General features: G+C 71.5%; 21 protein-coding genes, 2 tRNA genes and 1 pseudogene. 6 read left to right on the top strand and 18 right to left on the bottom strand.

All coding sequences use genetic code 11. From position 1 onward, the window contains the following. Positions 1-28: 28 nt before the first annotated feature. A complete protein-coding gene (locus Ae150APs1_RS23395) occupies positions 29-580 on the bottom strand; it encodes a small multidrug efflux protein (RefSeq protein WP_075300340.1) in 552 nt (183 codons plus the stop codon). Between the two features lie 153 nt (positions 581-733). Between Ae150APs1_RS23395 and Ae150APs1_RS23390 the strand changes: the two genes are divergently transcribed. Further along, positions 734-1,942, top strand: coding sequence for a histidine kinase (locus tag Ae150APs1_RS23390; RefSeq protein WP_075300338.1), 1,209 nt, complete (start codon positions 734-736; stop codon positions 1,940-1,942). Next, positions 1,939-2,541, top strand: coding sequence for a response regulator transcription factor (locus Ae150APs1_RS23385; protein ID WP_010229608.1), 603 nt, complete (start codon positions 1,939-1,941; stop codon positions 2,539-2,541). Before Ae150APs1_RS23390 ends, Ae150APs1_RS23385 begins: the two co-directional genes overlap by 4 nt. 517 nt (positions 2,542-3,058) lie before the next feature. Here Ae150APs1_RS23385 and Ae150APs1_RS23380 read toward each other — a convergent pair. The 7 genes and pseudogenes from Ae150APs1_RS23380 to Ae150APs1_RS30625 form a co-directional block, all read right to left on the bottom strand. Beyond that, on the bottom strand, positions 3,059-3,532 hold the full coding sequence (locus tag Ae150APs1_RS23380; protein ID WP_075300336.1) for a GNAT family N-acetyltransferase: 474 nt from the start codon (positions 3,530-3,532) through the stop codon (positions 3,059-3,061). A gap of 2 nt (positions 3,533-3,534) precedes the next feature. Continuing rightward, positions 3,535-4,761 (bottom strand): MFS transporter, encoded by a 1,227-nt coding sequence (locus Ae150APs1_RS23375; RefSeq protein ID WP_075300334.1) that lies wholly within the window; start codon positions 4,759-4,761, stop codon positions 3,535-3,537. Next, on the bottom strand, positions 4,761-5,717 hold the full coding sequence (locus Ae150APs1_RS23370; protein WP_075300332.1) for a GNAT family N-acetyltransferase: 957 nt from the start codon (positions 5,715-5,717) through the stop codon (positions 4,761-4,763). The genes Ae150APs1_RS23375 and Ae150APs1_RS23370 overlap by 1 nt, the downstream gene beginning before the upstream one ends. 226 nt (positions 5,718-5,943) lie before the next feature. After that, the gene (locus Ae150APs1_RS23365) at positions 5,944-7,305 is read right to left on the bottom strand and encodes a 50S ribosomal protein L11 methyltransferase (protein ID WP_075300330.1); all 1,362 of its coding nucleotides are present in this window, start codon (positions 7,303-7,305) and stop codon (positions 5,944-5,946) included. Further along, positions 7,302-8,087 (bottom strand): hypothetical protein, encoded by a 786-nt coding sequence (locus Ae150APs1_RS32235; RefSeq protein WP_075300329.1) that lies wholly within the window; start codon positions 8,085-8,087, stop codon positions 7,302-7,304. Before Ae150APs1_RS32235 ends, Ae150APs1_RS23365 begins: the two co-directional genes overlap by 4 nt. Positions 8,088-8,160: 73 nt before the next feature. Continuing rightward, a complete protein-coding gene (locus Ae150APs1_RS23355; RefSeq protein ID WP_075300327.1) occupies positions 8,161-9,462 on the bottom strand; it encodes an ATP-grasp domain-containing protein in 1,302 nt (433 codons plus the stop codon). A gap of 1,361 nt (positions 9,463-10,823) precedes the next feature. After that, positions 10,824-11,733 (bottom strand): annotated as a pseudogene (locus Ae150APs1_RS30625) (IS5 family transposase). Between the two features lie 655 nt (positions 11,734-12,388). Between Ae150APs1_RS30625 and Ae150APs1_RS32230 the strand changes: the two are divergent. Then, entirely contained in the window at positions 12,389-12,553 is a 165-nt protein-coding gene (locus Ae150APs1_RS32230; RefSeq protein ID WP_170918122.1) for a hypothetical protein, read from the top strand. 644 nt (positions 12,554-13,197) lie between these two features. Here the strand turns inward: Ae150APs1_RS32230 and Ae150APs1_RS23325 are convergent. From Ae150APs1_RS23325 to Ae150APs1_RS23310, 4 genes are all read right to left on the bottom strand, one after another. Beyond that, positions 13,198-13,270 (bottom strand) — tRNA-Arg (locus Ae150APs1_RS23325). Positions 13,271-13,324: 54 nt separating this feature from the next. Continuing rightward, positions 13,325-13,414, bottom strand: a tRNA-Ser gene (locus tag Ae150APs1_RS23320). A 100-nt stretch (positions 13,415-13,514) separates the two neighbouring features. After that, positions 13,515-15,512 (bottom strand): acetoacetate--CoA ligase, encoded by a 1,998-nt coding sequence (locus Ae150APs1_RS23315; protein WP_075300323.1) that lies wholly within the window; start codon positions 15,510-15,512, stop codon positions 13,515-13,517. Positions 15,513-15,612: 100 nt separating this feature from the next. Next, positions 15,613-16,308: a dienelactone hydrolase family protein gene (locus Ae150APs1_RS23310; protein ID WP_010229591.1), complete on the bottom strand. Its 696-nt coding sequence runs from the start codon at positions 16,306-16,308 to the stop codon at positions 15,613-15,615. Positions 16,309-16,368: 60 nt separating this feature from the next. On the opposite strand from Ae150APs1_RS23310, the gene hisC reads away from it, so the two are divergent. Further along, positions 16,369-17,433, top strand: a complete 1,065-nt coding sequence (gene hisC / locus Ae150APs1_RS23305; protein WP_075300321.1) for a histidinol-phosphate transaminase — start codon at positions 16,369-16,371, stop codon at positions 17,431-17,433. On the opposite strand, the gene Ae150APs1_RS23300 is transcribed toward hisC, so the two are convergent. Then, positions 17,430-18,392 carry a response regulator transcription factor gene (locus Ae150APs1_RS23300; protein WP_249266458.1) on the bottom strand — a complete coding sequence of 321 codons (963 nt, stop codon included), beginning with the start codon at positions 18,390-18,392 and terminating at the stop codon, positions 17,430-17,432. The two genes, hisC and Ae150APs1_RS23300, sit on opposite strands and share 4 nt — an antisense overlap. A gap of 208 nt (positions 18,393-18,600) precedes the next feature. Here Ae150APs1_RS23300 and Ae150APs1_RS30620 point away from each other — a divergent pair, with 208 nt between their 5' ends. Then, positions 18,601-20,043, top strand: coding sequence for a glycoside hydrolase family 16 protein (locus tag Ae150APs1_RS30620; RefSeq protein WP_139317034.1), 1,443 nt, complete (start codon positions 18,601-18,603; stop codon positions 20,041-20,043). Between the two features lie 88 nt (positions 20,044-20,131). Here Ae150APs1_RS30620 and Ae150APs1_RS23290 read toward each other — a convergent pair whose 3' ends face one another. Genes Ae150APs1_RS23290 through Ae150APs1_RS23275 form a run of 4 tightly spaced genes read right to left on the bottom strand, consistent with a single transcriptional unit; the run spans position 20,132 to position 24,687 of the window. Then, positions 20,132-22,168 (bottom strand): M3 family metallopeptidase, encoded by a 2,037-nt coding sequence (locus tag Ae150APs1_RS23290; protein WP_075300319.1) that lies wholly within the window; start codon positions 22,166-22,168, stop codon positions 20,132-20,134. A gap of 18 nt (positions 22,169-22,186) precedes the next feature. Then, positions 22,187-22,684: a GNAT family N-acetyltransferase gene (locus Ae150APs1_RS23285; protein ID WP_010241118.1), complete on the bottom strand. Its 498-nt coding sequence runs from the start codon at positions 22,682-22,684 to the stop codon at positions 22,187-22,189. Beyond that, a complete protein-coding gene (locus Ae150APs1_RS23280) occupies positions 22,681-23,169 on the bottom strand; it encodes an SRPBCC family protein (RefSeq protein WP_010241116.1) in 489 nt (162 codons plus the stop codon). Before Ae150APs1_RS23280 ends, Ae150APs1_RS23285 begins: the two co-directional genes overlap by 4 nt. 21 nt (positions 23,170-23,190) lie before the next feature. Beyond that, entirely contained in the window at positions 23,191-24,687 is a 1,497-nt protein-coding gene (locus Ae150APs1_RS23275) for a GMC family oxidoreductase N-terminal domain-containing protein (protein ID WP_075300317.1), read from the bottom strand. A gap of 19 nt (positions 24,688-24,706) precedes the next feature. Here Ae150APs1_RS23275 and Ae150APs1_RS23270 point away from each other — a divergent pair, with 19 nt between their 5' ends. Further along, entirely contained in the window at positions 24,707-25,963 is a 1,257-nt protein-coding gene (locus Ae150APs1_RS23270; protein WP_212567251.1) for a M18 family aminopeptidase, read from the top strand. Between the two features lie 37 nt (positions 25,964-26,000). Here Ae150APs1_RS23270 and Ae150APs1_RS23265 read toward each other — a convergent pair whose 3' ends face one another. Then, the gene (locus Ae150APs1_RS23265; protein WP_075302474.1) at positions 26,001-26,378 is read right to left on the bottom strand and encodes a YccF domain-containing protein; all 378 of its coding nucleotides are present in this window, start codon (positions 26,376-26,378) and stop codon (positions 26,001-26,003) included. Positions 26,379-26,429 lie beyond the last annotated feature (51 nt).

Here is a 26,429-nt window from a genome sequence, read left to right as displayed (position 1 = left end):
CCCTCGGCGTGGTGGTCCGGGCCGCGGCTCAGCTGACGGCCTGGACGACGCCGCCGACGACGAGGGCGGTGATGGTCGTCCACAGGACGATCGCGACCGCCTGCCAGACCAGGATCCGGGCCCGGCCCACACCGGACGCGGCGAGCATGGTGGCCGTGAAGTGGGTGGGCAGCAGCAGCGGGCCGAGCAGGCTCACGCCGGGGACGCCGTAGCGCTCGTAGGCGCGCTGGAACTTCGCCCGGCGCGCGGACCCCCGGTCCCGGCCGTCGCCCGGGACCGCCGCGGGGTGCGGTGCGGCGCCGCCGACCGTGGCGCCCTGGCGGGCGCGCGCCGCCGTGCGGTGGCGGTTCACCACGGCGTCCCGGGCGCCCGCACCGAGCAGCACCAGGGCGGCGACGACGAAGTTCCCGATCATCGCGGCGACCGCGGCGACGGCGGGGTGGATGCCGCCGAGGATGCCGATCGCGGCACCGCCCTCCCCCTCGACGAACGGGATGGCGCCGGCGAACGCCGCGATCAGCGGCTGCAGCGGCTCGGGCACCTGGCCCACGAGGTTCTGGAGGGTCTCGAAGAGGTTCACGGCGGGCTCCTGTGCTGGGTGGCGGGGCGGTTCCCCGGCGCTGTGTCCAGTTCAGACGCCCGGCGCGCTCGCCAGAAGTGCCTGGCCGTCATCGGGATCCGGGAGCTTTCGCTGTCCGATCCGTGACATCTGTCATGGTCGTAGGCTGAGCGGATGGAGCGGACGGCCGAGCGCACCGCGTCGACGGCCGTCGACGCGCGTCGCGCCGTGCGGCTCAGCCGGGGCATCACCGTCACCTGGTGGTACATGGCTCTGGCGGTCGTCGTCTTCGAGCTGTTCGTCGTGGCCCTGTCGATCAGCGCGCTCGCCGGGTCCGGCACCGGGCCGGTGCCGACCGGTGTGGTCGCCGCGAGCGGGGTGGTGTGGTTCCTGACGACGCTGCTCCCGCTGCACGACTACCGGCGCCGGTCCGACGCCGTGTCGCTGGTGGTCCGGCGCCGGCACCTCGCACCGCTGGTGACCGGTGTGGTCTTCGGGCTCGCGGCGGGCGTCGCCCTCGATCTCTGGGTGCTGGGCGCGCTCCCGGTGCTGCAGGCCGCGGTGCTGTTGAACTGGCCGTCCGGGACACGGGCCCGGCTGGTGCTGGCGGCGACCGCCCTTCTCGTGGCGCTGGCGGTGATCGACTCCCGGCTCACGCTCGCGGAGAGCGGCGCTCCGAACTGGACCCAGCTGGTCTTCCTGTCCACCGTCCTCCCGGCGATCACCGTGTCGTCGCTGTGGTGGTGGGACGTCATCGAGGCACTGGACCGGGCACGGGTGTCGGAGGCGCGGCTCGCGGCGGCCCAGGAGCGGCTGCGGGTCGCGACGGACGTCCACGACCTGCAGGGACACCATCTCCAGGTCGTCGCTCTGCAGCTGGAGCTGGCCGAGCGGCTCCTGCCGGGCTACCCGGACGCCGGCATGGCGCAGCTGGCGGCGGCGCGGGTGAGCGTCGACGAGGCGCGGCAGGGCACCCGGGACCTGGCCACCCGGTTCCGCTCCGTGCCGCTGGCCGACGAGCTCGCCAACGCGGTGGACCTGCTGCGCGCGGCGGGCACGAACGCCGTGGCCGAGGTGGATCCGGACGCGGCGGCGGCGCCGGCCGGGTCCCTCGGCCCGGTGGTCCGCGAGACGACGACCAACGCGCTGCGCCACGGGGGCGGCGGCTGGGCCCGGCTGCGCCTGACCCGCACGGACGGCACCTGGCGCTACGAGATCTCCAACGACGTCACCGGCCGCCCGCCCGACGACACCGGCGGGTCCGGGCTGGACGGGATCGCGCGCCGGGCGGCGGAGGGGGGCGGTGACCTCGAGGTACGGCGGGACGACTCGGTGTTCACCGTCGTCGTCACCGTGCCCGCCGACGTACGGGAGGCCGGATGATCCGGGTACTGCTCGCCGACGACGAGGGGATGATCCGGTCCGCGCTGGCCGCGCTGCTGCGCCTGGAGCCGGACATCGACGTCGTGGCGGAGTGCGCCGACGGTGCGGAGGCCGTCACCGAGGCGCAGCGGCTGCGGCCGGACGTCTGTCTTCTCGACCTGGAGATGCCGCAGCTCGACGGCGTACAGGTCACCGAGCGGCTGACCCGCAGCACCGCCACCCGGTGCGTGATCGTCACGCGGCACGCGCGGCCGGGGGTGCTGCGCCGGGCGCTGGCCTCGGGGGCGGCCGGGTTCCTGCCCAAGTCCCGCAGCGCCGACGAGGTCGCGGCCGTCATCCGGCGCGCGGCCGCCGGCGAGCGGTACGTCGATCCGGAGATCGCGGCCGACGCCCTCAGTGACGAACGCTCCCCGCTGACCGACCGCGAGCTCGACGTCCTGCGGGCCGGACGGCGCGGGGAGTCGACCCAGCAGATCGCGCGCGCCCTGTCCCTGGCCCCGGGCACGGTGCGGAACCACATCTCGGCAGGACTGCGCAAGCTCGCCGTCGACACGCGTCAGCAGGCGGTCCTCGTCGCGGAGGAGCGGGGCTGGATCTGACCGCGGACTCCCGAACGACGACGAAGGCCCTCCCGGTCGGGAGGGCCTTCGCTGTGTGTGCGCCCGAAGGGATTCGAACCCCTAACCTTCTGATCCGTAGCTTGCGTGTCCTCGTACTCAGGGCAGGATTCCGAGGTGTGGACTCGTCCTGCTCGCGCCCGACCGGGCACGACTGGCACCAGTGCCGCGCAGTTCGTGGACCGATCCGTGGACCGGGCCCGGCGTCCCGCCGCCCCCACGACCGCGGTGCCGCTCACGGCATGGCGACTCGCGGCGCCGTTGGCGGTGAGGTCGGCGGCGATGTAGCCCATCGGGACGGCTCACCGACAGCGCAGGCCTGCGCCGACGCGACGAGCAGACGTCCGGCGCGGGGTCGAAGTGGTGCGTTCACCGCTTGAGACCGCCATCGTTTACAAGACAGACGCCCGCCTGCGGGGGTCGTGCGGCGGGTTCAAGGTTCATCGCTTCTCGCTCTCTGAACCGGGCCGCTTGCCTGCGTCAGGAATTTCAAGCGTTGTCAGAGATTGCGCTGCATGCAGACCGACGCTTGACTGTTGACGTAGGGCCCGAACTTGGGCACAACGCGGAAGCCGCGGCGGTGGTAGAAAGAGATCGCGACGTCTTGTCGGATCCCAGTTTCTAGTCGGAGCTTCCTCACTCTATGGCCACGGGCGTGCCCTTCGAGCACGTCGAGGATCGCGTCGGCGAGTCCGTGGCCCCGTAGACCGGGCGCCACGTAGAATCGTTTCAGCTCAGCGAACCTGCTGTCCTGGAGTTCGATACCACCGATGCCGACCAGCCGACCGCCAACGCTCGCCCCGACCAGGTAAACCGAACCGGCCTCCAGTTCGTGCGTTGAGTACCCGAAGCTTTCGCTCTCGGTGTACTCAGATTTGGCCAGATCGTTGTCGAGCGCCTGGATCAGTGCGACGACCTCTGGATCGCGGACGGTCACCGGGCGGACTTCGACGGCGCCTATGGGCTGTTTCATCGTCACGCTCCAGTCGCCGTCGCGACGTTCAGCCGGTGTCCGCGGCGCGGTGCCGCCGCGACGAAGGTCGTGCACCATACGAGCGCCGCGACGGATGCGATGCCGAACATCAGTCCGTACCCTCCGGTGAGATCGAACGCGATGCCGCCCAGCCAGGTCCCGGCCGCGGCGCCGAGCGCGCTGCCGACCTGAACGAGACCGGACACCCGCCCGAGGACAGGTCCCGCGAACATGTCGCCGGTCCCGGCGCTGCGAGCACCGATCACCCCGCCGATGACGAGGCCCAACCCGGCAGACAGAACTGCGACCAACCACTGCGCCGGCAGGTGCGCGGTCCCGACGAGAAGCACGATGTAGGCCAGCCCAGCGGCCACCCCGACACGCTCTCGCCCCCACCGGTCCGACGCAGCCCCCGCGGTGAGCTGCCCCGCGATGTAGCCCAGCGACGCGATGCTCAAAACGAACCCGGCGGACGCCACCGAGTAGCCGGAGGTCACCAGGAACGGCGCAAGGTGCTGGAACACAACGAAGTCGAGCACGCTCGCGGCTACGGCGGCGATGAACAGAAACCAGAACACTGGACACGCCAGGACAACACCGATCCCAACGGTTCTTGCTGGGGCTTCGTCAGGCGCGTCGGTTCGGACAGGCGTGGGTAGCCGTCGGTGCAACAGAAGGAACGCTAGCGCGACCACGACTGCGATCATCCCGGCGACCAGGTAGGCGGTCCGCCAGCCGTAAGCGGAGATGATCTGCCCCAGCAGGTTGAACAGCACGAAGTTCCCAAGCCCAACGCACGCGTAGGCCAGACCGAGCGCTCGGCCGCGGAACGCGGTCGGATACGAGTTCGACACCATGACCTGGGCAGCGACGATCAGCACGGTCGTCGCTGTCGCCAGGACGAGGGCATACAGCAGGTAGAAGTGCCACAACGCCGTCGCTCGTGACGCCATGCCGAGCCCCATCCCGACCACGACGAACCCGGCGGGCACGACCCGCCCCGGTCCATACCGGTCGACGAACCTGCCCGCCAGCGGCGCCGAGAGCGCGCTACACAACAAGTAGACCGAGTACATGCTGGATGCCTCACCACGGGTGATTCCGAGATCACGGGTGAAGGCGAGCGAGAACAGCGAGAAGCCCTCTACCAACCCGAAGATCGTGCCGAGGGCCAGACCGCCCAGCAGCGCCGTCTGCCAGAAGGACAGGCGCTCCCGCAATCCCGCCATCAGGCGCCGCTCACAGCGAACCGCGGCGGCCCGGCGAACATCTTGGGGACCTCCAGCTTGTTGTTCTCGTACGCTTCCGCGATCCGGCTGCGGGTGCGGCAGTGCTCATCCAGGCTGGCGATCCCCTCGCGGACGAGCTTGCGGCCGTCCGAGCCGACGCCAGCGAACCAGCTGACCAGCGGCTGCGGATGGAATCCCATCCGGACCTTGAAGCCGTACATGCTGCGGCCCATCTCGATCCGCTTCACGCCGAGGCGTTCGGCGAGCTGCAGGGTCTGCGCGTAGAGCGCGTAGTAGGTACCGAGCTCCTTGTGGTAGTCGTAGTTGAGTCCCGCGATCCAGGCGTAGAGCGTGTCCTCGAAGTGCATCAGGACGAAGCCGCCGAGCAGCTCGTCATTCAGCCAGATGCTCACGAAGTACACGTACTCACGCAGATTCTCGAAGATGCTGTAGAGGTTCTCCGGCGGGTTGATCGTCGCGACACCGTGTCGGGTGCACACGTCCTCGACGAGCTTCGCGAACCGCTCGACGTCGCCGGACTCGATGTTCGTTCGGACGTGCGCGCCCAACCGGAGCCCCTTCGTGGACAGCCTGCGGAACTCCCGGCGGAACGTCTGGCTCCGCAGTGTGTCCAGGTGCGCCTCTGCCGTGCCCGCGAAATCGGCGCCGCTGGTCGCTTCGGTGTAGATGGGGCTGAAGCCGCGCTGCTCCAGCTCGCCACAGAGCGGGTCGGACTCGGGGACCCCGGGGAAGCCGAAGATCGGCACGCCGAGGTGGGTCGCGACCTCACCCAGGGTGCCGACCAGGTCGTCGACGATTTCTGCGGGGTCGATGACCGAGCAGACGCCGTTGAAGTAGGAGTACCACGAGTGTCCAACCAGCATCCGCGTGTGCAGGATCGGGTGGTCGAAGTCGTAATCGGGGCCGTAACCGGCGTAGTGCGGGTCTTCCTGCACCTCGTAGAACGGTGCGACGGCGTCGAGGCGGCCGTCGGTCCGGTGGCAGAAGTGGCGGGCGTGGAACAGCGGCGCCGGCGGCGCCGTCTCGTACGCCGTCAGCCACTGATGGCTGTGGAAGGCCGCCCCCCCCCGCTCGGATAACGACGTCGTTCCACTCTTCGGCGTCCACGTCGTTGATCGAGTCGTGCACGGTCCAGCCTGATACCACTATCACTCCTTACATCTACCGGGGGCGCAGGATCCCGGTGTCGTTGAGGACCTCGGCTAGCAGCGCGACGGCCAGTTCCAGGCCCGACCGAGCGGCGGGACCGGCCGGGATACGCGCGGCCGCCACGTCAGCGGGCGACTTCCCAGTCGAGAGCTCACCACCGAGGGCGTGCATGTCGCGACCCACGGTGCGCACGTGCTCCTCGCCCTGGACCGACCAGAACTCGTCGGGCATTAGCCGCAGTCGCGAGCAGTACTCGGTCCACACGGCCGAGTCGTGGATCTTGCGGACCTGGCCGCTTCGCCATAGACGTACTAGATCGAGCCTGGTCAGCGGTGCTGCGTAGTCGATCCCGGGCCTGCCGGGGGTGAGGTTCATGGTCGAGCAGAAGTATGTTGTCCGACCGCCGGTCCGACGTGCGTCCGACAGTTGGTCAACGGTGTCATCCGGGTCGGCTCCGGTAATCGTGGCGATCCGCTCTGCGGTGATCGCGTCCCGCAGCCGCATCGGCACCGCGGAGTCGGCGGCGATGGAGATCGCGTGCTGCGGAAAGGTCTCGCGGAGTTCGGTGAGCACCTCGGGCTCGGCTCCGCCCATGCTCTGGAACCGCATAGTCACCCGTCGCGGCGGGCCGGTGGCCAGCTGCTTCCAGAACGTCCGGATCAGGTCGAGCCCGTCCGGGCCGCCGTTCCCGGCCGTCGGGTAGGGCATTCCCGCGGGCACTGGAACGCCCGGAAGATTCACGATCACGTGATCGAACTCGGAAAGGTCGACGTCGGAAAAATACCGAACTTCGGTGGTGACCTCAGCGCCGCCGGGGTTGAGCGCGCAGGTCATCCCGGTGGCGTGCACCGCGTCCGGGAGGACGTCGATCGCACGGACCGACCCCGCAGTACGCGCGGCGGCCGCCGTCGCGATCCCGGAGCCGGAGCCGATGTCGAGCACCGCATCCCGCGGTGTCGCAGCGAGGACAGCTTGGGTGAACCGCAACGAGTCCTCGCCTAAATGAACCTCGTGCTCGGTGCCGTAGTCGCGGTCAGCGGCAATCAGCAGCCCAGCGAAAGCGCTCAGTCGCCACCGGCCCGTGCGATAGACGCCGTCGTCGGACGTCACGAGACCGGCGCCGACCAGCGCTCGCCCGATGTCGTCACGGATCGCCGGGTGCCCGACGTCGACGCCAATGTGCAGCAGTCGAGCCAGCTCGTCACGCGGGGATGACGCGACCTCCGCTGGGGAGGCGCCGGTAACCGCTTCCTCGGCGAGCCACGGCTCCCACGTGTTGAGGCACCCACGACGCCGGCCGTCGAGCAGACCAGGCAGGTCTACTCGCCGGAGCACCTCGCCCGCGGTGGGAACCGAGAGGGGGCCGACGATCATCCGAAGTGCCGCTCGTGGGCCTCCGGGTACAGGTCCTCCATGCTGGAGTGGTCGACAGGTCGGGTCAGGTCCGACTCGGTGGCGAACGTGTAGCAGACGATCATGCGCTCGGCGTCTTCGGAAAGCGGCGCGACCCGGTGCAGCGCAGTGTCGGCCTTGAGCAGGTACGCGTTGCCGACCCCTGGGTGTCGGCGGACCACAGGACCCTTCGCGACGAGTTCGTCTACCTGCGGGTTTTCGCGGTCCCACGGGGCGCGCTCGATGAAGTCGACACTGCCGCCGACCGTCTCGTCCGGGATCTTGAAGATCCAGACGAGCGCCCAAGTGTAGTCGTCCCAGTGCCATCCGTGCACGTCTCCGGCCTTGTGCAGCCGGGCAGCGATGTACTCCTCGGGGGTGTAGGGAACCGGCAGGACGGTCTCGTCGACGATCTGCTCGAGGTAGCTTCGTAGCCCACGGCTGTCGAACAACTCCGGGACGACGGTGCTGCCGGCCGCGAGCGCGTCGCGGTCGAGGTTGGAGTACCTGCGCGGGGTGTAGTCGCTCTGGGCGACGACGATGTCGCGCCGCTTCGCCTGTCTATTGAAGATTTCCTCGACCTCGTCGAGGGCGGTGTCGAATACCCAGGGCGGGGTGAATCCGACAATCTCGGCGAAGTCGGTTTCCTGGTAGCTGTGACGCAGATCGAGGATCTGCGACTGCATCGCCTCAGACGCGAAGTGCTCCTCGACGCTCTTTCGGATGGTATCCAGCGACTCTCGGATCGTAGCGGTTGCAGGCATGCTTCTCCTTCATCGCCTATGCTTCGAGGGGTGCGAGCGAGCAACAATTGCTCCTCGTATGCCGAGATCGATGCTAGGGGGTTATCGGCATTGAGTCGGCCGTTTTCGCGTTCTTAGGAGATGAACAGTCGGCGTCGGTCACGGGATCGCAGGTGATAGTCAGTCCGTTCTCGACGATGTCGACGTACTGCTGGCAGCGGTCGGTAGATTCCGCTCGGACGACGGCGAATCCGACGCGATCGAGGAAAGCGTGGGGAGGCGTTCGGAGCACGGTTCCGAATTCCACCTCGCGCGTGAGAGCATGCAGCCAGGGAGCGGCCTTGATCTTCGGGTCGAGGTGTAGGCCCACCAGCCTGCTCTCCACCGCCGGGTAGAAGAAGCGGATCGCGGCGGCCGCCGGCCCGCTTCCTTCGGGACCCTCGGGCGTGGTAGGGAGGTCCACCCCGCACACTGCGGCGACGGCCTCGACCACCTGATCCCGCCCGGTAGCCAGGCGTACGAGCAGCGGAATCAGATCCCCACCAGGCCGCGCACCGATCTCGATCACGCGGGGCCCGGTGCGGGTCAGACGTAGCTCGGTGTGGGTCGCACCCCAGGCGATCCCGACGGCAGCATGTGTGGGTTGAACTACGGAGAAGATCGCGGAGTCGTCCGCGGTCACCGGCTCTGCCGGCGCGACCACATGCCCGATCTCCTCGAAGTACGGCGCTGGCCCGAGAGACTTTCGCGTAACCGCCAGGACCTCGGGCATGCCGTCCCGGACGACGCACTCCACCGAGATCTCCGGCCCGTCCAGGTACTCCTCGACCAGGAGCCGTCCGCCGGCCGAGCCGTAGACACCATGGCCTGAGTTGGCGGCGACGTCATAGGCGGCGTCGAGCTCGGAGTTGGCGTCAACTCGGATCACGCCGATGCTCCCGGCGAGCGCCTGTGGCTTCAGTACTACTGGGTAGCCGATCCCCTGGGCTGCGGCACGTGCCGCGTCACGGGAGTCGACCTGGATGCTTCGGGCTGACGGGACGTTGCCGGTCTTCAACCGCGCCCGCATCTCGGCCTTGTCCCGGCACGCACGGGCGGTCGAGATCGAGTTGACACGCAAACCAGCGTCTGCACCGACCTCGGTCGCCGTCTCGACGGCAAACTCGTCGCAAGTGAAAATTCCATCGAAAAAACCTAGATCGCGACGGACATACTCGGAGACGACTGCCGGATCACGATGATCAATGCCGACGTGTTTGTCGACGACCGCCCTCTGCCATTCGTTGGCGGAAGCGTCGACCAGCGTTACCCGAAAACTGCGCGTCAACGCCTCGAGTGAATATCCCCGGTAAACCGGATCGCCAGCGCCCAGAAGCAACAGCCCCGGCAGCAGCATCTTCCATCCTCCCAGATGTGGGGCCACTATTCTGTGACACCGCCTGGCCCCGACGAGGGAACCTACGCGACGCCCCGTCAGGAGGTAAAGGGCTGCGACCTAGAATGTCCCAGGCCGCAGGCATCCGAGTCCCCCGCGTAGAGGTTCACCAAAGGATCAGAAGGTCCGCGATGTTGGCCCTGAGTGGCGGTGGAGCCCTCCGGGCCAGAAGACCGCGGTGCGGCTGCTGCCCGACTGAACATTGCTGCCGACGGGGTGTATCGGCGGTTCCGGCCATGCAAGACCGACCAGGGCGCCCGCTGCGCGACAGTTGTCCTGTCGTACGGGACACATCCGTGGGCTGCTTGGTGAACGCGTTTCCAGCACTGCCCACCGAGGCCACCATCCGGGATGTGCGCAGGTCTGACCGAAGTCGATCGAGGTGCTGCACTCCATGCTCGCTGTGATGCATCAGCGCAGCGGCGAGACGATGCTTCGATTGCTCGTGTGTTGGAACGGTTGTCAATGATCAAGAGAACCAGGTGTCAACCCTCTCCGTTCTAGAGTTGACAGACGGGGCGGGGTGGAAGTGCACAGCCGTCGGATCGGCGACGATCTCGATCGCGTCGCCGAGTGACCATTCAGCCGCGCGGGCGGCGAGGAACGCCGGAACCCCTTCGGACGGACCCGGACCGGGCGGGACGTCGTAGGTGGCGTGAGCGGTGTGCGGGAGCACCACTCCGCAACCACGTGCAAGGGCACCGCGAGCGGTCGCAGCGACACATCTCCGACATGACCCCGCAGATCGCGAACCGCCGGACCCCGCGCTCACGGAGCTCGTGGTCGAGCCGGGTACCGGCGAACCCGTCGTCGTCAGACTTGTCGAGGACAAGTTCATCTGCCCACCGGCGACGGTACAGCCCCCAGCTCGCGCGGCCCGGTTCGTCGAGTGCCCCGGGCGGGCCGGCATTGCGCAGGTGGATCACCTCAGCACCAGCGACCCGGGCTCGGGCCAGGAGCGTGTCGACGGCCTCAACCAGGGCGACAGACTCCGGGACAGCCTCTGTCCCGGAGACGAAACCCGCCTACATATCAACCACAACGATGCCATCGACCGACTCTGCCGACATCACTTCTGCCGAGACCTCCACACGATCACCAGAGTAGGCATCCAATCGTCACCCGCGTCACGGTCGGACAGACACCCAGGTTTCGCGGGTCGCAGCGCAGGTGGCAACTTCACCATCCGGCGGGATGGTCCGGTTCGGGCTGGAGGAACTCCAGCCGGTTGCCCAGGTCGTCTACGGTGTGGGGGGTGAGCACCATGCCCGTGCAGAAGCCCTACACCCCGGTCCTGACTGCCGCGCCGAGCTCGATCGTGACTAGGGCGTGTCTCCTAAAGCGCGGAGCCAGGTGACGATCGCCTTCAGGACGGCGCCGCCGCGGAAGGTCAACGCGAGCTTGTCGTAGCGGGTGGCCAGCCCGCGCCACTGTTTGACGTGGCAGAACCCGCGTTCGACGACGTTGCGATTGCGGTAGTCGGCGCGGTCGAACGCGGGCGGGCGGCCGCCGCGTGCCCCCCCCCCCGCCCCCCCGCCGTTTGCGGTGTCCTTGCTGGTCGGCGGGCTCGGGGATGACGGCGACGATCCGCCGCTCGCGTAGATGGCGGCGGATCGCGCGCGAGTAGTAGACCTTGTCAGCGCGCAGTCGTTCCGGCCGGGTTCGGCGACGTCCCGGGCCCACTCGCGCGATGCTCAGATGCGCCATCAGGTGCGGGAACATCGGTGAGTCCCCGCCTTGGCCCGGTCCGAGTAGGACCACCAGCGGCCGGCCGTGACCATCGACGAGCTGGTGGATCTTCGTCGACAGCCCGCCGCGAGACCGACCCAAGGCGTGATCGCCGGGCTCGGCGAGCAGATTCGTGTAATTCGATCCTGCCCCCTGTGTCGCGAGCCAGGGTCGCGGCGTGTTGGTGGGCGCGGATGATCGTGGAGTCCACGCTGACCGCCCAGTCCACGATCCCGGCAGTGTCGGCGTCGGTCAGCAGAGCCGCGAGAACGTGGTCCCAGGTGCCATCGCCGGAGTAGCGGCGGTGCCGCTTCCACAACGTCTGCCACGGCCCGAACTCGGACGGGACATCCCGCCAGGCCAGGCCGCACCGGTACCGGTAGATGATCCCCTCGAGTACTCGACGGTCGTCCGAAACGGGCGCCCGCGACGACCCTCCGACGAGGGCAGGAGCGGGGCCAGCCGGGCCCACTGAACGTCGGTCAGGGCCGCAGTGCGCGACACCGTTCAAGCATCGCGCACCCCGACCCACCTATTTGGGAGACACGCCCTAGCGCCCGCCACGCCGCCCGGTGCGCGGCGAGCTCCTCCACCTGCCCTGGCTTCGGGACCGGGCCGAGCGCATCGATCGGGTCGTCGTGGCTGCGCACCTCGCGGTAGGCGGCGCCCCTGCCGACGTCGTCGCAACACTGCTGCCGGGCCAGCGGATCGGTGGGGACGTCGCCGAACGCCTCGACCGCCCACGCGGGCGACTCGACGGCCGCGGCGGCGCCGAGGTCGTCGGCGCGCTGGTCGTCGGCGGCGAGCCGGTGCAGGTAGCTGGTCCACTGGAGGTTGTCGGTCTGGGGGATCCAGTCGGCCCAGCGTTCCCCGACGGGGTCGAGGCAGTGCTGGTCGCGGATGTGGGAGTAGACGACGTTGATGACGTTGCGCGCCCCGGTCAGCGGCCCGCGCTCGGCGGCCTCGGCGAGTACGGCGTGTGGGTCGTGCCCGGCGAGTTCGGCGCGGCGCAGTACCCTCGTCCAGGCGGACGATGCCCGCGTCGAGGTCGATGTCCTCCCACTGGAGCGCGATGACCTCGCGCCGGCGGGCCCCGAGGACGGCCGAGAGCCACACGGACAGGCCCCATTCCGCCGCGGCCGTCCAGGCGGTCTCGACGATGCGGGCCATCTGGGTGCTCGTCGGGGGCCGCGGCTGCGGACGCATCGTCGACGGCGGCCGGACCAACGGCATCGGGTTGAACTCGATCCAGCCCCACCGCACCGCGGCGCTGCACGCCCCGGAGAGGATCACGTGGATCGACCGCACGCTCGACGCCGCGTAGGGCTTGCAGACGTGCCTCTTGCAGCCCACCACGGCGCAGTCGTGCGGCCCCTCGACCGCGTGCTTCTCGACGAAGGGCCGACCGTTGCACAGCGAGCGGCACTTCCGCAGGCGGCTGTAGAGCGTCTCCAACCGCTGCGACGCCTCCCGGACGAACAGCACGAGCGGGACGTCGCCCAGGTTCGGGCCGATGTACATCCGGATCTGCAACTCGTAGGTCATCCGGGTCGTCGGGTCGATCTCGTGCTGCGCCATCCAGCGTTCGAGCAACGCCCCGACCGTCGCCTTGGTCCGGGCGACCTTCAACTCGTCGGCGTCCGCGAAGAGCCGGGTCCGGACCTTCTCGGCCTCGCTGGTACGCCGCCTTCTCCGCGCGGTCTCCGGCGCCCTCGATGTCCACGCTCTCGCACAGCACGATCCGCTCACCGGCCGAGGGACCCTCACCGGCCGGCACCCGGACCTCGTAGCACCGTGCTCGGCGGCGGATGCTCCTTCGCTGGCGCTTCACGGGGGCGTCGGATCGGCTGGCCACGTGGCGGGAGCTAGCAATGTTCGTGGACCGGTTCGTGGACCGCGATCGACTTCTGGCCCGGGAACGAGAACCGGCCCTGACCGTTCGTGCTGGCCAGGGCCGGATTTCGTGTGTGCGCCCGAAGGGATTCGAACCCCTAACCTTCTGATCCGTAGTCAGATGCTCTATCCGTTGAGCTACGGGCGCGTGCTCTTCTTCAGTTGTCGGCCGCCGGTCCGATCTCGTTCCGCCGTGCCGGTGCGGAGGCTCCGGGATTTGAACCCGGGATGGGGGGTTACCCCAAACCGCATTAGCAGTGCGGCGCCATAGACCAGACTAGGCGAAGCCTCCCCGGTGCCTCACGGCCACCAGCGAGGACAACACTACACGGCACCCTGACCGGGCCGGAACCGGGGTCGGGCGATCACCCGGGACCCCGGTCCGGCGCTGATCAGCGCCCTGCCATGGCCACGAACGGGGCCAGCGAGTCCGGGTTCTGGAGCGCCCCGGAGGACACCGCCTTCGCCGGATCGGCGCCGGAGAGGATCTTCTTCACCGGGACCTCGCACTTCTTGCCGTTCAGCGTCCGCGGCACCGCGTCGACGACGACGAACCGGTCCGGCACGTGCCGCGGCGAGAGCTCCTTGCGCAGCGCCGTGCGGAGCGCCGGCTCGACGTCGTCGAGGGACACGCCGTCGTCGAGCACCAGGAAGCAGAGCAGCGCGCCCTCCTCCCGCGCGCCCAGCGCCGTGGTGTCGATGACCAGGCAGTCGGCGACGCCGTCGAAGTTCTCGACGACCGAGTAGAAGTCGGCCGTCCCCATCCGCACCCCGCCGCGGTTCAGCGTCGAGTCCGACCGGCCGTAGATCACGTAGGAGCCGCGCGGGGTCCGGCGCACCCAGTCGCCGTGCCGCCACTTCCCGGGGAAGTCCTCGTAGTAGGACTCGCGCAGCCGGGTGCCGTCCGGGTCGTTCCAGAACATCACCGGCATCGACGGCGTCGGCGTCGTGATGACCAGCTCGCCGACGTCGTCGAGCAGGTCGGCCCCGTCCTCGCCGTAGGACCGGACGTCGGCGCCCAGCGCCGCGCAGGACAGCTCACCGAGCCACACCGGGACGGTCGGGGCGCTGGTCAGGAACGCCGCGCACACGTCGGTGCCGCCCGACACCGAGCAGATCTGGATGTGCTTCCCGGCCGCGTCACCGATCCAGCGGAAACCCTCGACCGACAGCGGCGCCCCGGTGGAGCCGAGCGCCTTCATCGCGGACAGGTCGTGGTCGTCGCCGGGACGCAGACCGGCCTTCATGCAGGACTGGACGTACGGGGCGGACACCCCGAACAGCGACACCCGGTGCTTCGCGGCGAGCGCCCAGAGCGCACCCAGGTCCGGGTGCCCGGGGCTGCCGTCGAACATCACGACCGTCGCGCCCACCAGCAGGCCGCCGACGAGGAAGTTCCACATCATCCAGCCGGTGGTGGTGAACCAGAAGAACCGCTCCCCGGGCCCCAGGCCGTGCTGCAGCCGCATCGCCTTGAGGTGCTCCAGCACGATGCCGCCGTGCCCGTGCACGATGCCCTTCGGCAGCCCGGTCGTGCCGGACGAGTAGAGCACCCACAGCGGGTGGTCGAACGGGACGGCGGTGAACTCCAGCGGGCCGGCCTCGGCGGTGAACTCCGACCAGGACACGGTGCCGTCGAGGGTCGCGTCCGGGTCCAGGTACGGCACCAGGACGGTCGCGCGCAACGACGGCATCTGCTGCTGCAGCGACGCCACGTTGGACCGGATGTCGAAGCCCTTGCCGTTGTAGCGGTAGCCGTCGACCGCGACGAGCACCGTGGGCTCGATCTGGGCGAACCGGTCGTGCACCGCACGGGCGCCGAAGTCCGGCGAGCACGACGACCAGATCGCGCCCAGGCTGGCCGTGGCGAGGAACGCGACGAGGGTCTCGACCGAGTTCGACGCCAGCGCGACGACCCGGTCACCCGTCCCCACCCCGGCCCGGACCAGGCCGGCCCGGGCGCGCGCGACCTGGTCGCGCAGCTCGGCGTGGGTGACGGTGCGCTCCAGGCCGTCCTCGCGGACGAACTCGACGGCCACGTCGTCGTCCGCGCGGCCGGGGCCGGGGGTGAGGGCGTGCTCGGCGTAGTTCAGCGTCGACCCCGGGAACCACTGCGCGCCCGGCATGTCCCGCGCACCGAGGGTCGCGGTGGGCCGGTCGTGGAAGATCACGCCGGAGTACTCGGCGACCGCCGACCAGAACGCCTCGAGGTCGGACACCGACCAGGCGTGCAGCTGCGCGTAGTCCGTGACGTCGGTGATCGGCGCCCCGCGTGAGTCGCGGGCCCACGTGGCGAACGCGACGATCTCGGTGTGCGGCACCTGTTCCGGGTCGGGCCGCCACAGGAGCTCGGGGATCTCCGGGTCGGTCACGGTCTGCGCTGACGACATGGATCCAGCTTCCCCGACCGGGCCGCCCGCGCACCAGTGGTCGCCGGACACACCCCGGCCGCCGTGCTGGGGCGGGACCACACCGCGGGCGCCGGGCGGGTCAGCGGAGGTGGGCGTCGTACCAGTTGAGGACGCGCTCCCACGCCTCGGCGGCGGACTCGGGGTCGTCGTCGAACCGGTAGCCGGTGGAGGGGAACACGACGAGATCGGTCGCCACCCCCGACGACTCGGCGGCCTCGCGCAACCGGGCGACGGCGGCGCTGTCGGCGGCCTCCGAGTAGATCCCCAGCCACGGGCAGGTCAGCTCGGGCGCGGTCTCCACCAGCGCGGGGACGCTGTGCGACGGGGACCGTTCGACCCCCTCGCCCGCCACGGTGACGGCGGCGCCGAGGGTCCGGTTCGCCGCGACGTGCAACGCCACCGTTCCGCCGATGTCGAACCCGAGGACGCCCATCCGGTCGGGCTCGATGCCGTTGTCCGCCAGCCAGCCGAACGCGGTCTCGCAGTCGTCCATCACCTGCTGCGGCTCCAGGCGGCCGAGCTGCTCGGCGACCTCGGTGTCGCTGCCCGCGCCGAGGTCGTCGGCGTCGTCACGGTGGTAGAGGTGCGGGGCGACGGCCAGCCAGCCGTCGCCGGCCAGCCCGGTCACCAGCAGCCGCACGGAGTCGGTGACGCCGCGGGCCTCCTGCAGCACGACGACGCCGCCGCGGGCCGGGCCGTCCGGCTCGCCGACCGTGAGCCGTAGCTCGCTCCCGTCGGTCAGCGGAACGCCCTCGGTCCGGATCCCCGTACTCATGGGGTCACTCAACCAGAGCAGCCGCCCGTGTTTCGACCCCCGAGAGCTACCGTTGCCCACATGACGCTGATCCGTCCCGATCTGGACACCCTGCCCGCCTACGTGCCGGGCCGCACCGTCCCCGGGGCGATCAAGCTGGCCAGCAACGAGGTCGCCGAGCCACCGGCCCCGGCCGTACTGGAGGCGATCACCCGGGCCGCCGCGAACGGCAACCGCTACCCCGATCTGGGGGTCGTCGAGCTGTCCGGGCGGATCGCGGAGCTGCACGGCCTCGCGCCGGAGCGGGTCGCGGTCGGCTGCGGATCGGTGACGCTCTGCCAGCAGCTGGTGCAGGTCACCTGCCGCACCGGCGACGAGGTGCTCTTCGCCTGGCGCTCGTTCGAGGCCTACCCGATCGTGACCCGGATCGGCGGCGCCGAGGTCCGCACCGTGCCGCTCGACGACGGCCACCGCCACGACCTCGACGCGATGGCCGCCGCGATCACCGACCGGACCCGGCTGGTGTTCGTGTGCAGCCCGAACAACCCGACCGGGCCCGCCGTCCACCGCGACGAGTTCGAGCGCTTCCTCTCCGCGGTGCCGTCGGACGTGCTGGTGGCGCTGGACGAGGCGTACGCGGAGTACGTCACCGACCCCGGCGCCGTCACCGGTCGCCCGCTGCTCGACGCGCACCCGAACCTCGTGGTGCTGCGGACCTTCTCGAAGGCCTACCGGATGGCCGGGCTCCGGGTCGGCTACGCGCTGGCGTCGGAGGAGGTGGCGACGGCGCTGCGCAAGGTCGCTCCGCCGTTCGGGGTCAGCTCGGTGGCCCAGGCCGGCGCGATCGCCGCGCTGGAGCACCGGGAGGAGATCCTCGCGGGGTGCGCGGGCGTCGTCCGCGAGCGCGACCGGGTCGCCGCCGGCCTGCGCGGCCTCGGGTTCACCGTGCCGGAGACGCAGGCCAACTTCGTGTGGCTGCCGCTCGGCGAGCGGGCCGCGGACTTCGCGGCCCACTGCGCCGAACGGAAGGTGATCGTGCGTCCGTTCCAGCCGGACGGCGTCCGGGTGTCGGTGTCCACCCCGGAGGAGAACGACGTGCTGCTCGACGCCGCGTCGTCGTTCCCCGCCGGGGACGGCGCCCGCTAACCGTCCAGCTGGTAGCCGGCACCGCGGACGGTGCGGATGCGCTCCGGACCGATCTTGCGGCGCAGGTAGGAGATGTAGACCTGCACCAGGTTCGGCGAGGCGGGTTCGGACCAGGCGCGCCGGGCCAGCTCGTCGTGGGTGACGACCTCGCCCGCCCGCTCGGCGAGCGCCAGGAGCAGCGCGTACTCGGTCGGTGAGAGCGCGACCCGCCTGCCGTCGGCGAAGACCTGGCCGGCGTCGACGTCCACGGACAGCCCGCCGTGCCCGAGCACGGTCGGGGCCGGGAGCCCGGCGGCGGCGCGCAGCCGCAGCCGGATCCGCGCGGCCAGCTCGTCGGGGACGAACGGCCGGATGAGGAAGTCGTCGCGGTCACCGCGGAGCAGGCCGAGCACGGTGGCCCGCCGTTCGCGCGGAACGACCGTGATCACCGGTGTCGGCGGGGACTCGGCCTGCACCGCGCCGAGCAGCACCGCCGGATCGGGGCCGGGCAGGTCCATGTCGAGGACGAGCAGGTCGGTGCCACCGGCACGGACGGCGTCGAGCAGCTCGATGCCGTCCGCGGCGACGGTCAGGTCGACACCCTCCGCCGCCAGGTCCTGCCGCAGGCCGCGACCGAGCGAGACCGAGGTCGTGGACGGCGGTAGGGCGAGGAGGACGGAGAGGGGGCGGACCGGGGAGCGGGGCGCCGGGACGGAGATGGACGGGGCGACGGGGGGGGAGCGTTGTCGTTCACAGGTCCTGGGGCGGGGTTCGGGGGGATGGGGGGAGCATCGGGCCCACTCTGGCGCGACCGGAAGTCGGTCACAATCGGCTAACGGTGCGACAGAGAGTGTTCGCGTCCGCCTATCGGACCAACCTGAGAGTGCGACTGCTCCATTCGGAGCAGAGTCATTACCGTTTCTGCGAGATCTTGCTGATCGTCGTGTCCCGACGACCTGTCGGCGCCGGAGAGCAACCACCTCTCTCAGCGAGGGTGTTCACGCACGGTCACCCTACCTAGAGTCCCTCCTCATGCGACGGAAGAGTTCCGCTGCGGCTGATCGGATCGACCCCCGGGATCTGATCGAGCGGGTTGCCGCAGAGCACAGCTCCCCCTCTGTGCCGTCCCCACGGGCCGGGCGCTCCGCGTCCGCTGCCGTACCCGCGTCGACCCTGCTGCAGGAACCGGTGACCGCCTCCGGGCGTCACCGTGCCCGCCGCGCCGGGGACGGTGACGACACCGGTGCCGCCGAGGCGGACTCCCCCACCGGTGTCACGCGGAGTGGCCGGTCGGCCGAGGTCCGGGTGTCCCGTTCGCCGTGGGCGGACCCGGACGCGGACGACGCGAGCGGGTGGGCACCCGGTGCCCCCGCACGCTCCGCGACGACGACGCTCGATCCACCGGCCGTCCCGGACGCGCCGGTCGAGCTGTTCTCGCACCGCGAGGCCGGGGACGAGCCCGACGACGGTGCGCACGGTGCGCGGCACGCCGCCCGCGGGACGAGCGGTGTCGCGATCGCCGAGCTGCACGAGCCCGCCGGTCCCGCGGACGCGGGGACCGGAGCGGGTGACTCGTCGGTCGTCGAGATCGACCGGGCCGCACCGGCCGGCCGGTCCCGGCTCCGCCGCTACGGCCCGCTCGGCGTGGGCGTGGCCGCGATCCTCGCCGCCACGCTCGTGGTGACGCTGCTGCAGCCCGGCGCCGAGGACCCCTCGCTGAGCACCACCCTGGTGGACGCGTCGCGCCGGTCGGTCTCCGACGGCGTCGGCACCGCGACGACCGGCATCGGCGACGGCGGCGGGTCCGCGATGGGTGACGTCGCCCAGGGTGCGTCCGGCCAGATCGGACCGGCGATCGCCGCCGCCGAGGCCGCCGAGTGGCGCGCCGCGGAGCGCAAGGCCGCCGCCGAGCGCGCCGCGGAGTCCGGTTCGGACTCCGGCTCGGGCACCGGATCCGCACCCGCCGGTCCGGTCGGGGGCGCCGCCCAGGTCGTCGGTGACGGGATCCAGGCCGCGCTGAAGCTGGGCTGGCAGGCCATCGGCGGCGACGAGTTCACCGGCTCCTCGCTCGGCGAGAACTGGAGCGCCTACGACGGCGCCGGCCACGACGGGCAGGGCCGCCGCACCCCGGACGCCGTGTCGGTCGAGAACGGCAACCTCGTCATCCGTGGCGACTCCGAGGGCAACACCGGCGGCATCGCCTGGGGCACCCCGCAGAAGTACGGCAAGTGGGAGATGCGGGCGAAGTTCCCGAAGGGCGACGAGCAGTACCACCCGGTGCTGCTCCTGTGGCCGAGCGAGATCTCCTGGCCGGAGGGCGGCGAGGTCGACTTCGCCGAGACCACCAGCGCCAGCGAGGACGTGTCGTTCTTCCTGCACTACGGGTCGGACAACTCACAGAAGCACGCCAAGACCGACCTCGACATCACCCAGTGGAACAACTACGCCGTCGAGTGGACGCCGGAAGCGATCGTCGGCTACGTCAACGGCGTCGAGTTCTTCCGGTCGACCGACCCGGAGACGCTGCCCCCGGGCCCGATGCACGCCACGGTCCAGCTGGACTACTTCCCGTCGGGCGGGTCGCCCCAGCCGTCGGAGATGCAGGTGGCCTGGATGCGCCAGTACTCGTGACCCTCCCGCACGACGACACCGCCCGCCGCCCGGCGCTCCCCACCGGACGACGGGCGGTGTCGTGTGCGCCGGGCACGCCGGCGGGCGTTCAGTCCACGGTCAGCCCGCGGCGCTCCAGCAGCGGGCCGATCTCCGGGTCCCGTCCGCGGAACGCGCGGTACGCCTCCATCGCGTCCACCGCCCCGCCGCGGGAGAGCACCTCACGGCGGAACCGGTCGCCGTTGCCGCGGCGCAGACCACCGTTCTCGGCGAACCAGGCGACGGTGTCGGCGTCGAGCACCTCGGCCCAGATGTAGGAGTAGTACGCGGCCGCGTACCCGCTGCCGCCGAAGACGTGGTTGAAGTAGGTCGTGCGGTAGCGCGGCGGGATCAGCGGGTGCGCGATCCCCGCCGCCTCCAGTGCCTGCTGTTCGAACGCGGCGACGTCGGTCACCGCCCCCGCCTCCTCCGGCGAGAGCCGGTGCCACGCCTGGTCCAGCAACGACGCCGCCAGGTACTCGGTGGTGGCGAAGCCCTCGCCGTACCCGCGGGCGGACAGCGCCGCCGACAGCAGCTCCGGCGGCAGCGGCTCACCCGTCGCGTGGTGCCGCGCGAACGACGCCAGGATCTCCGGGTCGCTCAGCCACATCTCGTTGACCTGGCTGGGGAACTCGACGAAGTCCCGCGGCACCGACGTCCCGGAGAACGTCGGGTACTCCACCGCGGAGAACAGCCCGTGCAGGGCGTGCCCGAACTCGTGGAACAGGGTGCGGACCTCGTCGAGGGATAGCAGCGCGGCCTCGCCCGCGGCCGGCTTGACCAGGTTCAGCGTGTTCAGCACGACGGGCGTCGTCCCCAGCAGCGACGACTGGTCGACGAGCGCGTTCATCCACGCTCCGCCGCGCTTCGAGGGCCGCGCCCACAGGTCCGCACCGAACAGGCCGAGCACCCGGCCGTCGCCGTCGCGGACCTCCCACCAGCGGACGTCCGGGTGGTGGGCGGGCAGGTCGGTGCGCTCGGTGAAGCTCACGCCGTACAGCAGCCCGGCCGCGTGGAACACGCCGTCGTGGATCACGCGCTCGGCACTCAGGTACGGCCGCAGCACCGCGTCGTCGACGGCGTACCGCTCGCGGCGGACCCGCTCGGCGTGGAACGCCCGGTCCCACGGCTCGATCGCACCGCCGGCGAGATCGGCGAGCTCCGCCGTCTCCCGGTCGGCGTTCGCGACGGCGGCCGGGACCAGCGACTCCAGCATCTCCCCGGCCGCGGCGGCGGTGCCGGCCGTGGCGTCGTCGATGACGTAGGACGCATGGTCCGGGTACCCGAGCAGCCGGGCCCGCTCGGCGCGCAGCCGGGCGATCGCCAGGACCGTGTCCCGGGTGTCGTGCGCGCCGCCCAGGCCCCGGGTCACCGACGCCCGGTGCAGCTCCTCCCGCAGCGACCGGTCGGTGAGGACGGCGAGGGCGGGCTGCGTGGTCGGGAGCACCAGGGTGATCAGCCAGCCGCCGTCGTACCCGCGGTCCCGGGCGGCCGCCGCGGCGGCGGAGACGGCGTCGTCGGACAGGCCGTCGAGCCGCTCCCGGTCGGTCACGTACACGGCGGCCGCGTTCACCCCGGCCAGCAGGCTCGCACCGAACGACGTGGTCAGGCCGGACAGCTCGGCGTTGAGCTCGCGCAGCCGCTCCTGCTCCGCACCGCCCAGCCGGGCACCGGCGCGGACCATGTCGCGGTGGTGGCGCTCCAGCAGGCGCAGCGCCTCGGGACCGAGCCCGAGGGAGTCCCGGCGGGCGTGCAGCGCGTCGATCCGGGCGAACAGCCCGGGATCGAGGGCGACCGCGTCGGCGTGCGCGGCGAGCTGCGGGGCGACCGTCGCCTCGATCTCCTGCACCGCGGGCGAGGTGTGCGACGAGACGAGGGTGAAGAACAGCCGCGACACCCGGTCCAGGACGGCGCCGGACCGTTCCAGCGCGACGACCGTGTTCTCGAACGTCGGCTCACCACCCGCGACGATCTCCGCCACCTCGGCGCGCTGCTGCGCCATGCCCGCCTCGAACGCCGGGAGGAAGTGCTCGTCGGCGATCCGGGTGGTGTCGGGCAGGCCGTACGGCAGCTCGCTCGGAGCCAGGAACGGGTTCACCGAGGTCATGGGCCGAGCCTACGGCCCTCAGCCCAGGTCGCGGCGCATCGCCAGGCGCGGCCACACGTCCAGGCCACGGGCGGTCTCCTCGGCGCGGATCGCCCGCAGACCCGGGGTCAGCTCGACCAGCTCCCGGAAGCCGAGCCGCACCCAGTACGGCCCGTTCCACGGCACGTCCCGGTACGTGGTCAGGGTGAGCGCGGGCAGCCGCCGGTCCCGCGCCCAGCCGGCGAGGTGCTCGACCAGCCCCTCCCCGATGCGCCTGCCGCGCATCCGGGGCAGCACCGACACCTGCTCGAGGTGGGCGCAGCCGTCGACGACCTCGGTGATCAGGTAGCCGGCCGGTGCGCCGTCGCGCACGTCGACGAACGCCCGGCCCGCGGCCGCGTAGGCGACGAGGACGGCGCCGGGGAGCGGCTCGTCGTCGGCGACGACGTCGAGCCCGATCGCACGGAACGGCTCGCCGGCCGCCCGTTCGATCTCCCGCATGGCCGCCACGTCGGCGGGCACCGCCGGCCGGATCATCCGGACGCGCCCGCCCCGCCGTCGTCGGACCGGGCGCCCTCGGCGACCTCCCGGATCCGGTGCAGGGTCTCGGTCATCCCGCGCAGATTGGTCCGCCGCCGGGCCCGCCCCGCGATCGCCCAGTAGATCCGGGTGCCCACGTTGTCGGCCAGCGCGAACGACTCCGTGACGTCGGTCCCGTCGCCGGCCGGGGTGAACCGGTAGTGCCAGGTGTTGATCGTCCGGCTCCCCGCCAGCACGGCGAACCCGAACTCGCGCCCCGGCTCGCACGCCGTGACCCGGCAGACGGTCCAGTACATCGGCCCGCGGCCGTTGCGCTTGACGTGCCCGCGGAACCGGGCACCCGGTGCCGGGCCGGTCGCGCCGTCGAGCCACTCGGCCTCGAGGGTCTCCGGGGAGAACCGGCCGGTGTTGCGCACGTCGGCGACCAGCTCCCAGATCTCGTGGGCCGGTGCCCGCACGTGCACCGTGACCTCGTCGCGCATGGTTCCTCCTCGTCGGGCCGGTCAGCCGCCGACCAGGTCGGCGGCCCGCTCCCCGATCATGACGGCGGTCGCGGCCGGGCCGCGCCGCGGTGCCGACGGCAGCACCGAGGTGTCGGCCACCCGCAGCCCGTCCAGACCGTGCACGCACAGGTCCGGCCCGACGACGGCGTCCGGCCCGGTCCCCATCGCCGCGCTGCCGGACAGGTGCACCGACGTCGTCAGCCTGCCGTGGATCCACTCGTCGAGCCGGGTGTCGTTGCCGAGCTCCCAGCCGGCCGGGCCGCCGTCGTCCGGGCCGGCCCGGTCCCAGCCCGCGGCGCGGAGGATCTCCGCGGCGACCCGCACCGCGGCCCGCATCCGGTGCCGGTCCGAGGTGGTCTGCAGGTAGCGGAAGTTCAGCCGTGGCGGGTCGGCGTGCTCGGGCGAGGTGATCGCGAGCATCCCGCGGCTGTCCGGGTGCTGCACCGCGCACATCAGGTGCGCGGGCCCGCCCGGCGCGAACGGGTGCGCGAACAACAGGACCTCCAGGTCGCCCGCGGGGTCGGTGCCGGAGTCGAGGTTCAGCGCGGCCTGCCCGGCGACGGCGTCCGGGTGCGGGTCGGGCAGTCCGCTGCGCAGCGGCAGGAACACCGACGGGTGATCCGACCAGCCGCGGCCGACCCCCGGCAGCTCGTGGCGCACCGCGACGCCCGCCGAGCGCAGGGTGTCCTCCGGTCCGATCCCGGAACGCTGCAGCAGGGCCGGGCTCCCCACCGCACCCGCCGCGACGACCGTCTCCGCCGCGTGGAGCTCCGTGTCACCGAACCGGACGCCGGTGACCCGGTCGCCGTCGAACAGCAGGGTGTCGACGGCGCGTCCGCCGTAGACGGTCAGCGCGTCCTGCCACTCGGCGTTCCCCCACGGCGGCGGGAGGTACGCCGTCGCGGCGCTGATCCGCTTCCCGTCGACGGCGTTGGTCGGGACCGGGCCCACCCCGGGCCTGCCGCCGGCGTTCTTGTCCGGCTCCTCGGAGTACCCCAGCCCGGCGCACGCCCGCAGGAACGGGTCCGTGACGGGGGCCAGCAGGTGCCCGGCCGGCCGGGAGATCCGCAGCGGGCCGGCGTCGCCGTGCGCGTCGGAGGTGCAGAAGTCCAGGTCGCGCTCGAGCCTCCGGTAGTAGGGCAGGACGTCGTCGTAGGACCAGCCCGGGATCACCCAGTCGGCGAAGTCGGCGGGCACCGCCCGGACGAAGTAGCCACCGTTGATCGCGCCGGAGCCGCCGAGCACCCGGCCGCGGGGCACCGTGCACTCCCGGCCCTGGCACAGGGTCGCCCGGTAGGCCCAGTTCAGGACGTGCCCCGGGGTGGTCGCCGCGAGCGACGCGATCGGTGTGGACTCCGGCGGGACGACGATCTCGCCCGCCTCGACCAGCGCCGTCCGGACACCGCGCTCGGCCAGCCGGCCGGCCAGCGTGCAGCCGGCGGATCCCGCGCCGACCACGATCACGTCGTGGACGTCCGTCCTCGCCCCTCCAGTCATTGCTGCCAGGATGCCTTACGTGACCGACGCTGCACGTGATCTCGCCTCGTTCCTCACCACGAGCCCGTCGCCGTACCACGCGGTGGCCGAGGCCGTCCGCAGGCTGACCGCGGCCGGGTTCGTCGAGCAGCCCGAGGACGGGCCCTGGGTCGACGGCCCCGGCGGCCGCTACCTCGTGCGCGACGGCACCGTGCTCGCCTGGTGGCAGCGCGCGACACCCGGCGAGCGGCCGCTGCGGATCTTCGCGGCGCACACCGACTCCCCCGGTTTCAAGGTCAAGCCGAACCCGGACGTCGGCGCCGCGGGCTGGCGGCAGGTCGGTGTGGAGGTCTACGGCGGTGCGCTGTGCAACTCCTGGCTGGACCGTGACCTCGGGCTGGCCGGACGGCTGGCGCTCTACGACGGCCGGGTCGTCCCGGTGCGGGTGGACCGGCCGCTGCTGCGCATCCCGCAGCTCGCGATCCACCTCGACCGCGGCGTGAGCCAGGGGCTCACCCTGGACCCGCAGCGACACCTGCTCCCCGTCTGGGGGCTCGGCGACCCCAGCGGCGGTGACCTGCTGGAGTTCCTGGCCGTGCTCGCCGACGAGGACCCCGGCGACGTCGCCGCGCACGACCTGTTCACCTACGACCTCACCCCGCCCGCCACCCTCGGCCGTGACGACGAACTCCTCGCCGCGCCCCGGCTGGACAACCTCGCGTCGGTCCACGCGGGGATCACCGCGCTGATCGAGACCGCGCGGCGCGACCCGGACACGGTGCCGGTGTTCGTCGGGTTCGACCACGAGGAGATCGGTTCCGACACCGCCACCGGTGCCGCGGGCCCGCTGCTGGAGACCGTGCTGACCCGCCTCGCTGGCGGGTTCGACGCCCGCCGACCGGTGTTCGCCCGGTCCCGCTGCCTGTCGGTGGACGTCACCCACGCGGCGCACCCGAACCACCTCGACAAGCACGACCCGGACCACCTGTCGGTGCCGAACTCCGGCCCGTCGCTGAAGGTCAACGCGGTACAGCGCTACGCCACCGACGCGCCCGGCGCGGCCGCGTGGAAGCGGGCGTGCCGCACGGCGGACGTGCCGAGCCAGGTGTTCGTCTCGAAGAACACGGTGCCGTGCGGGTCGACGGTCGGGCCGATCATGGCGACGCGGCTGGGGATCCGGACGGTCGACGTCGGGATCCCGGTGCTGTCCATGCACTCGGCCCGCGAGCTGTGCGGGGTGCACGACCCGGGGCTGCTCGCCCGGGCCGGCGCCGAGTTCCTCTCCGACGCGGGCTGACCGGCCGGGCTCACGTCGCGATGCGCGACCCCGGCACCTAGTCGTCGGTGTCGACGACCTGCGAGCCCAGCGGGAACAGCGACACCGGGATCAGCTTCAGGTTCGCCCAGGCCAGCGGCAGCCCGACGATCGTGATCGCCAGTGCGATCGCCGTGCCGATGTGCCCGAGCACCAGCCACCACCCGAACAGCAGGATCCACAGCACGTTCCCGATCGTGGACGCCACCCCGGCCGTGGGTCGGCGCACCACGTCCCGGCCGAACGGCCAGAGCGCGTAGAAGCCGATGCGGAACGCGGCGATGCCGAACGGGATCGTCACGATCAGCACGCAGGCGACGATCCCGGCGGCCAGGTAGCCGAGGAACAGCCAGAAGCCCGAGAGCACCAGCCAGATCACGTTCAGGATGAGCCGCAGCATCATTCCAGGGTGCCCGCCCACCCGGGGGCGATGCTCGGGGTTCGCCCT

Source organism: Pseudonocardia sp. Ae150A_Ps1, assembly GCF_001932315.1.
Classification (GTDB): Bacteria; Actinomycetota; Actinomycetes; order Mycobacteriales; family Pseudonocardiaceae; genus Pseudonocardia.
Note: the sequence above shows the minus strand (reverse complement) of the source record. Positions and strands in the feature narration are given on the sequence as shown.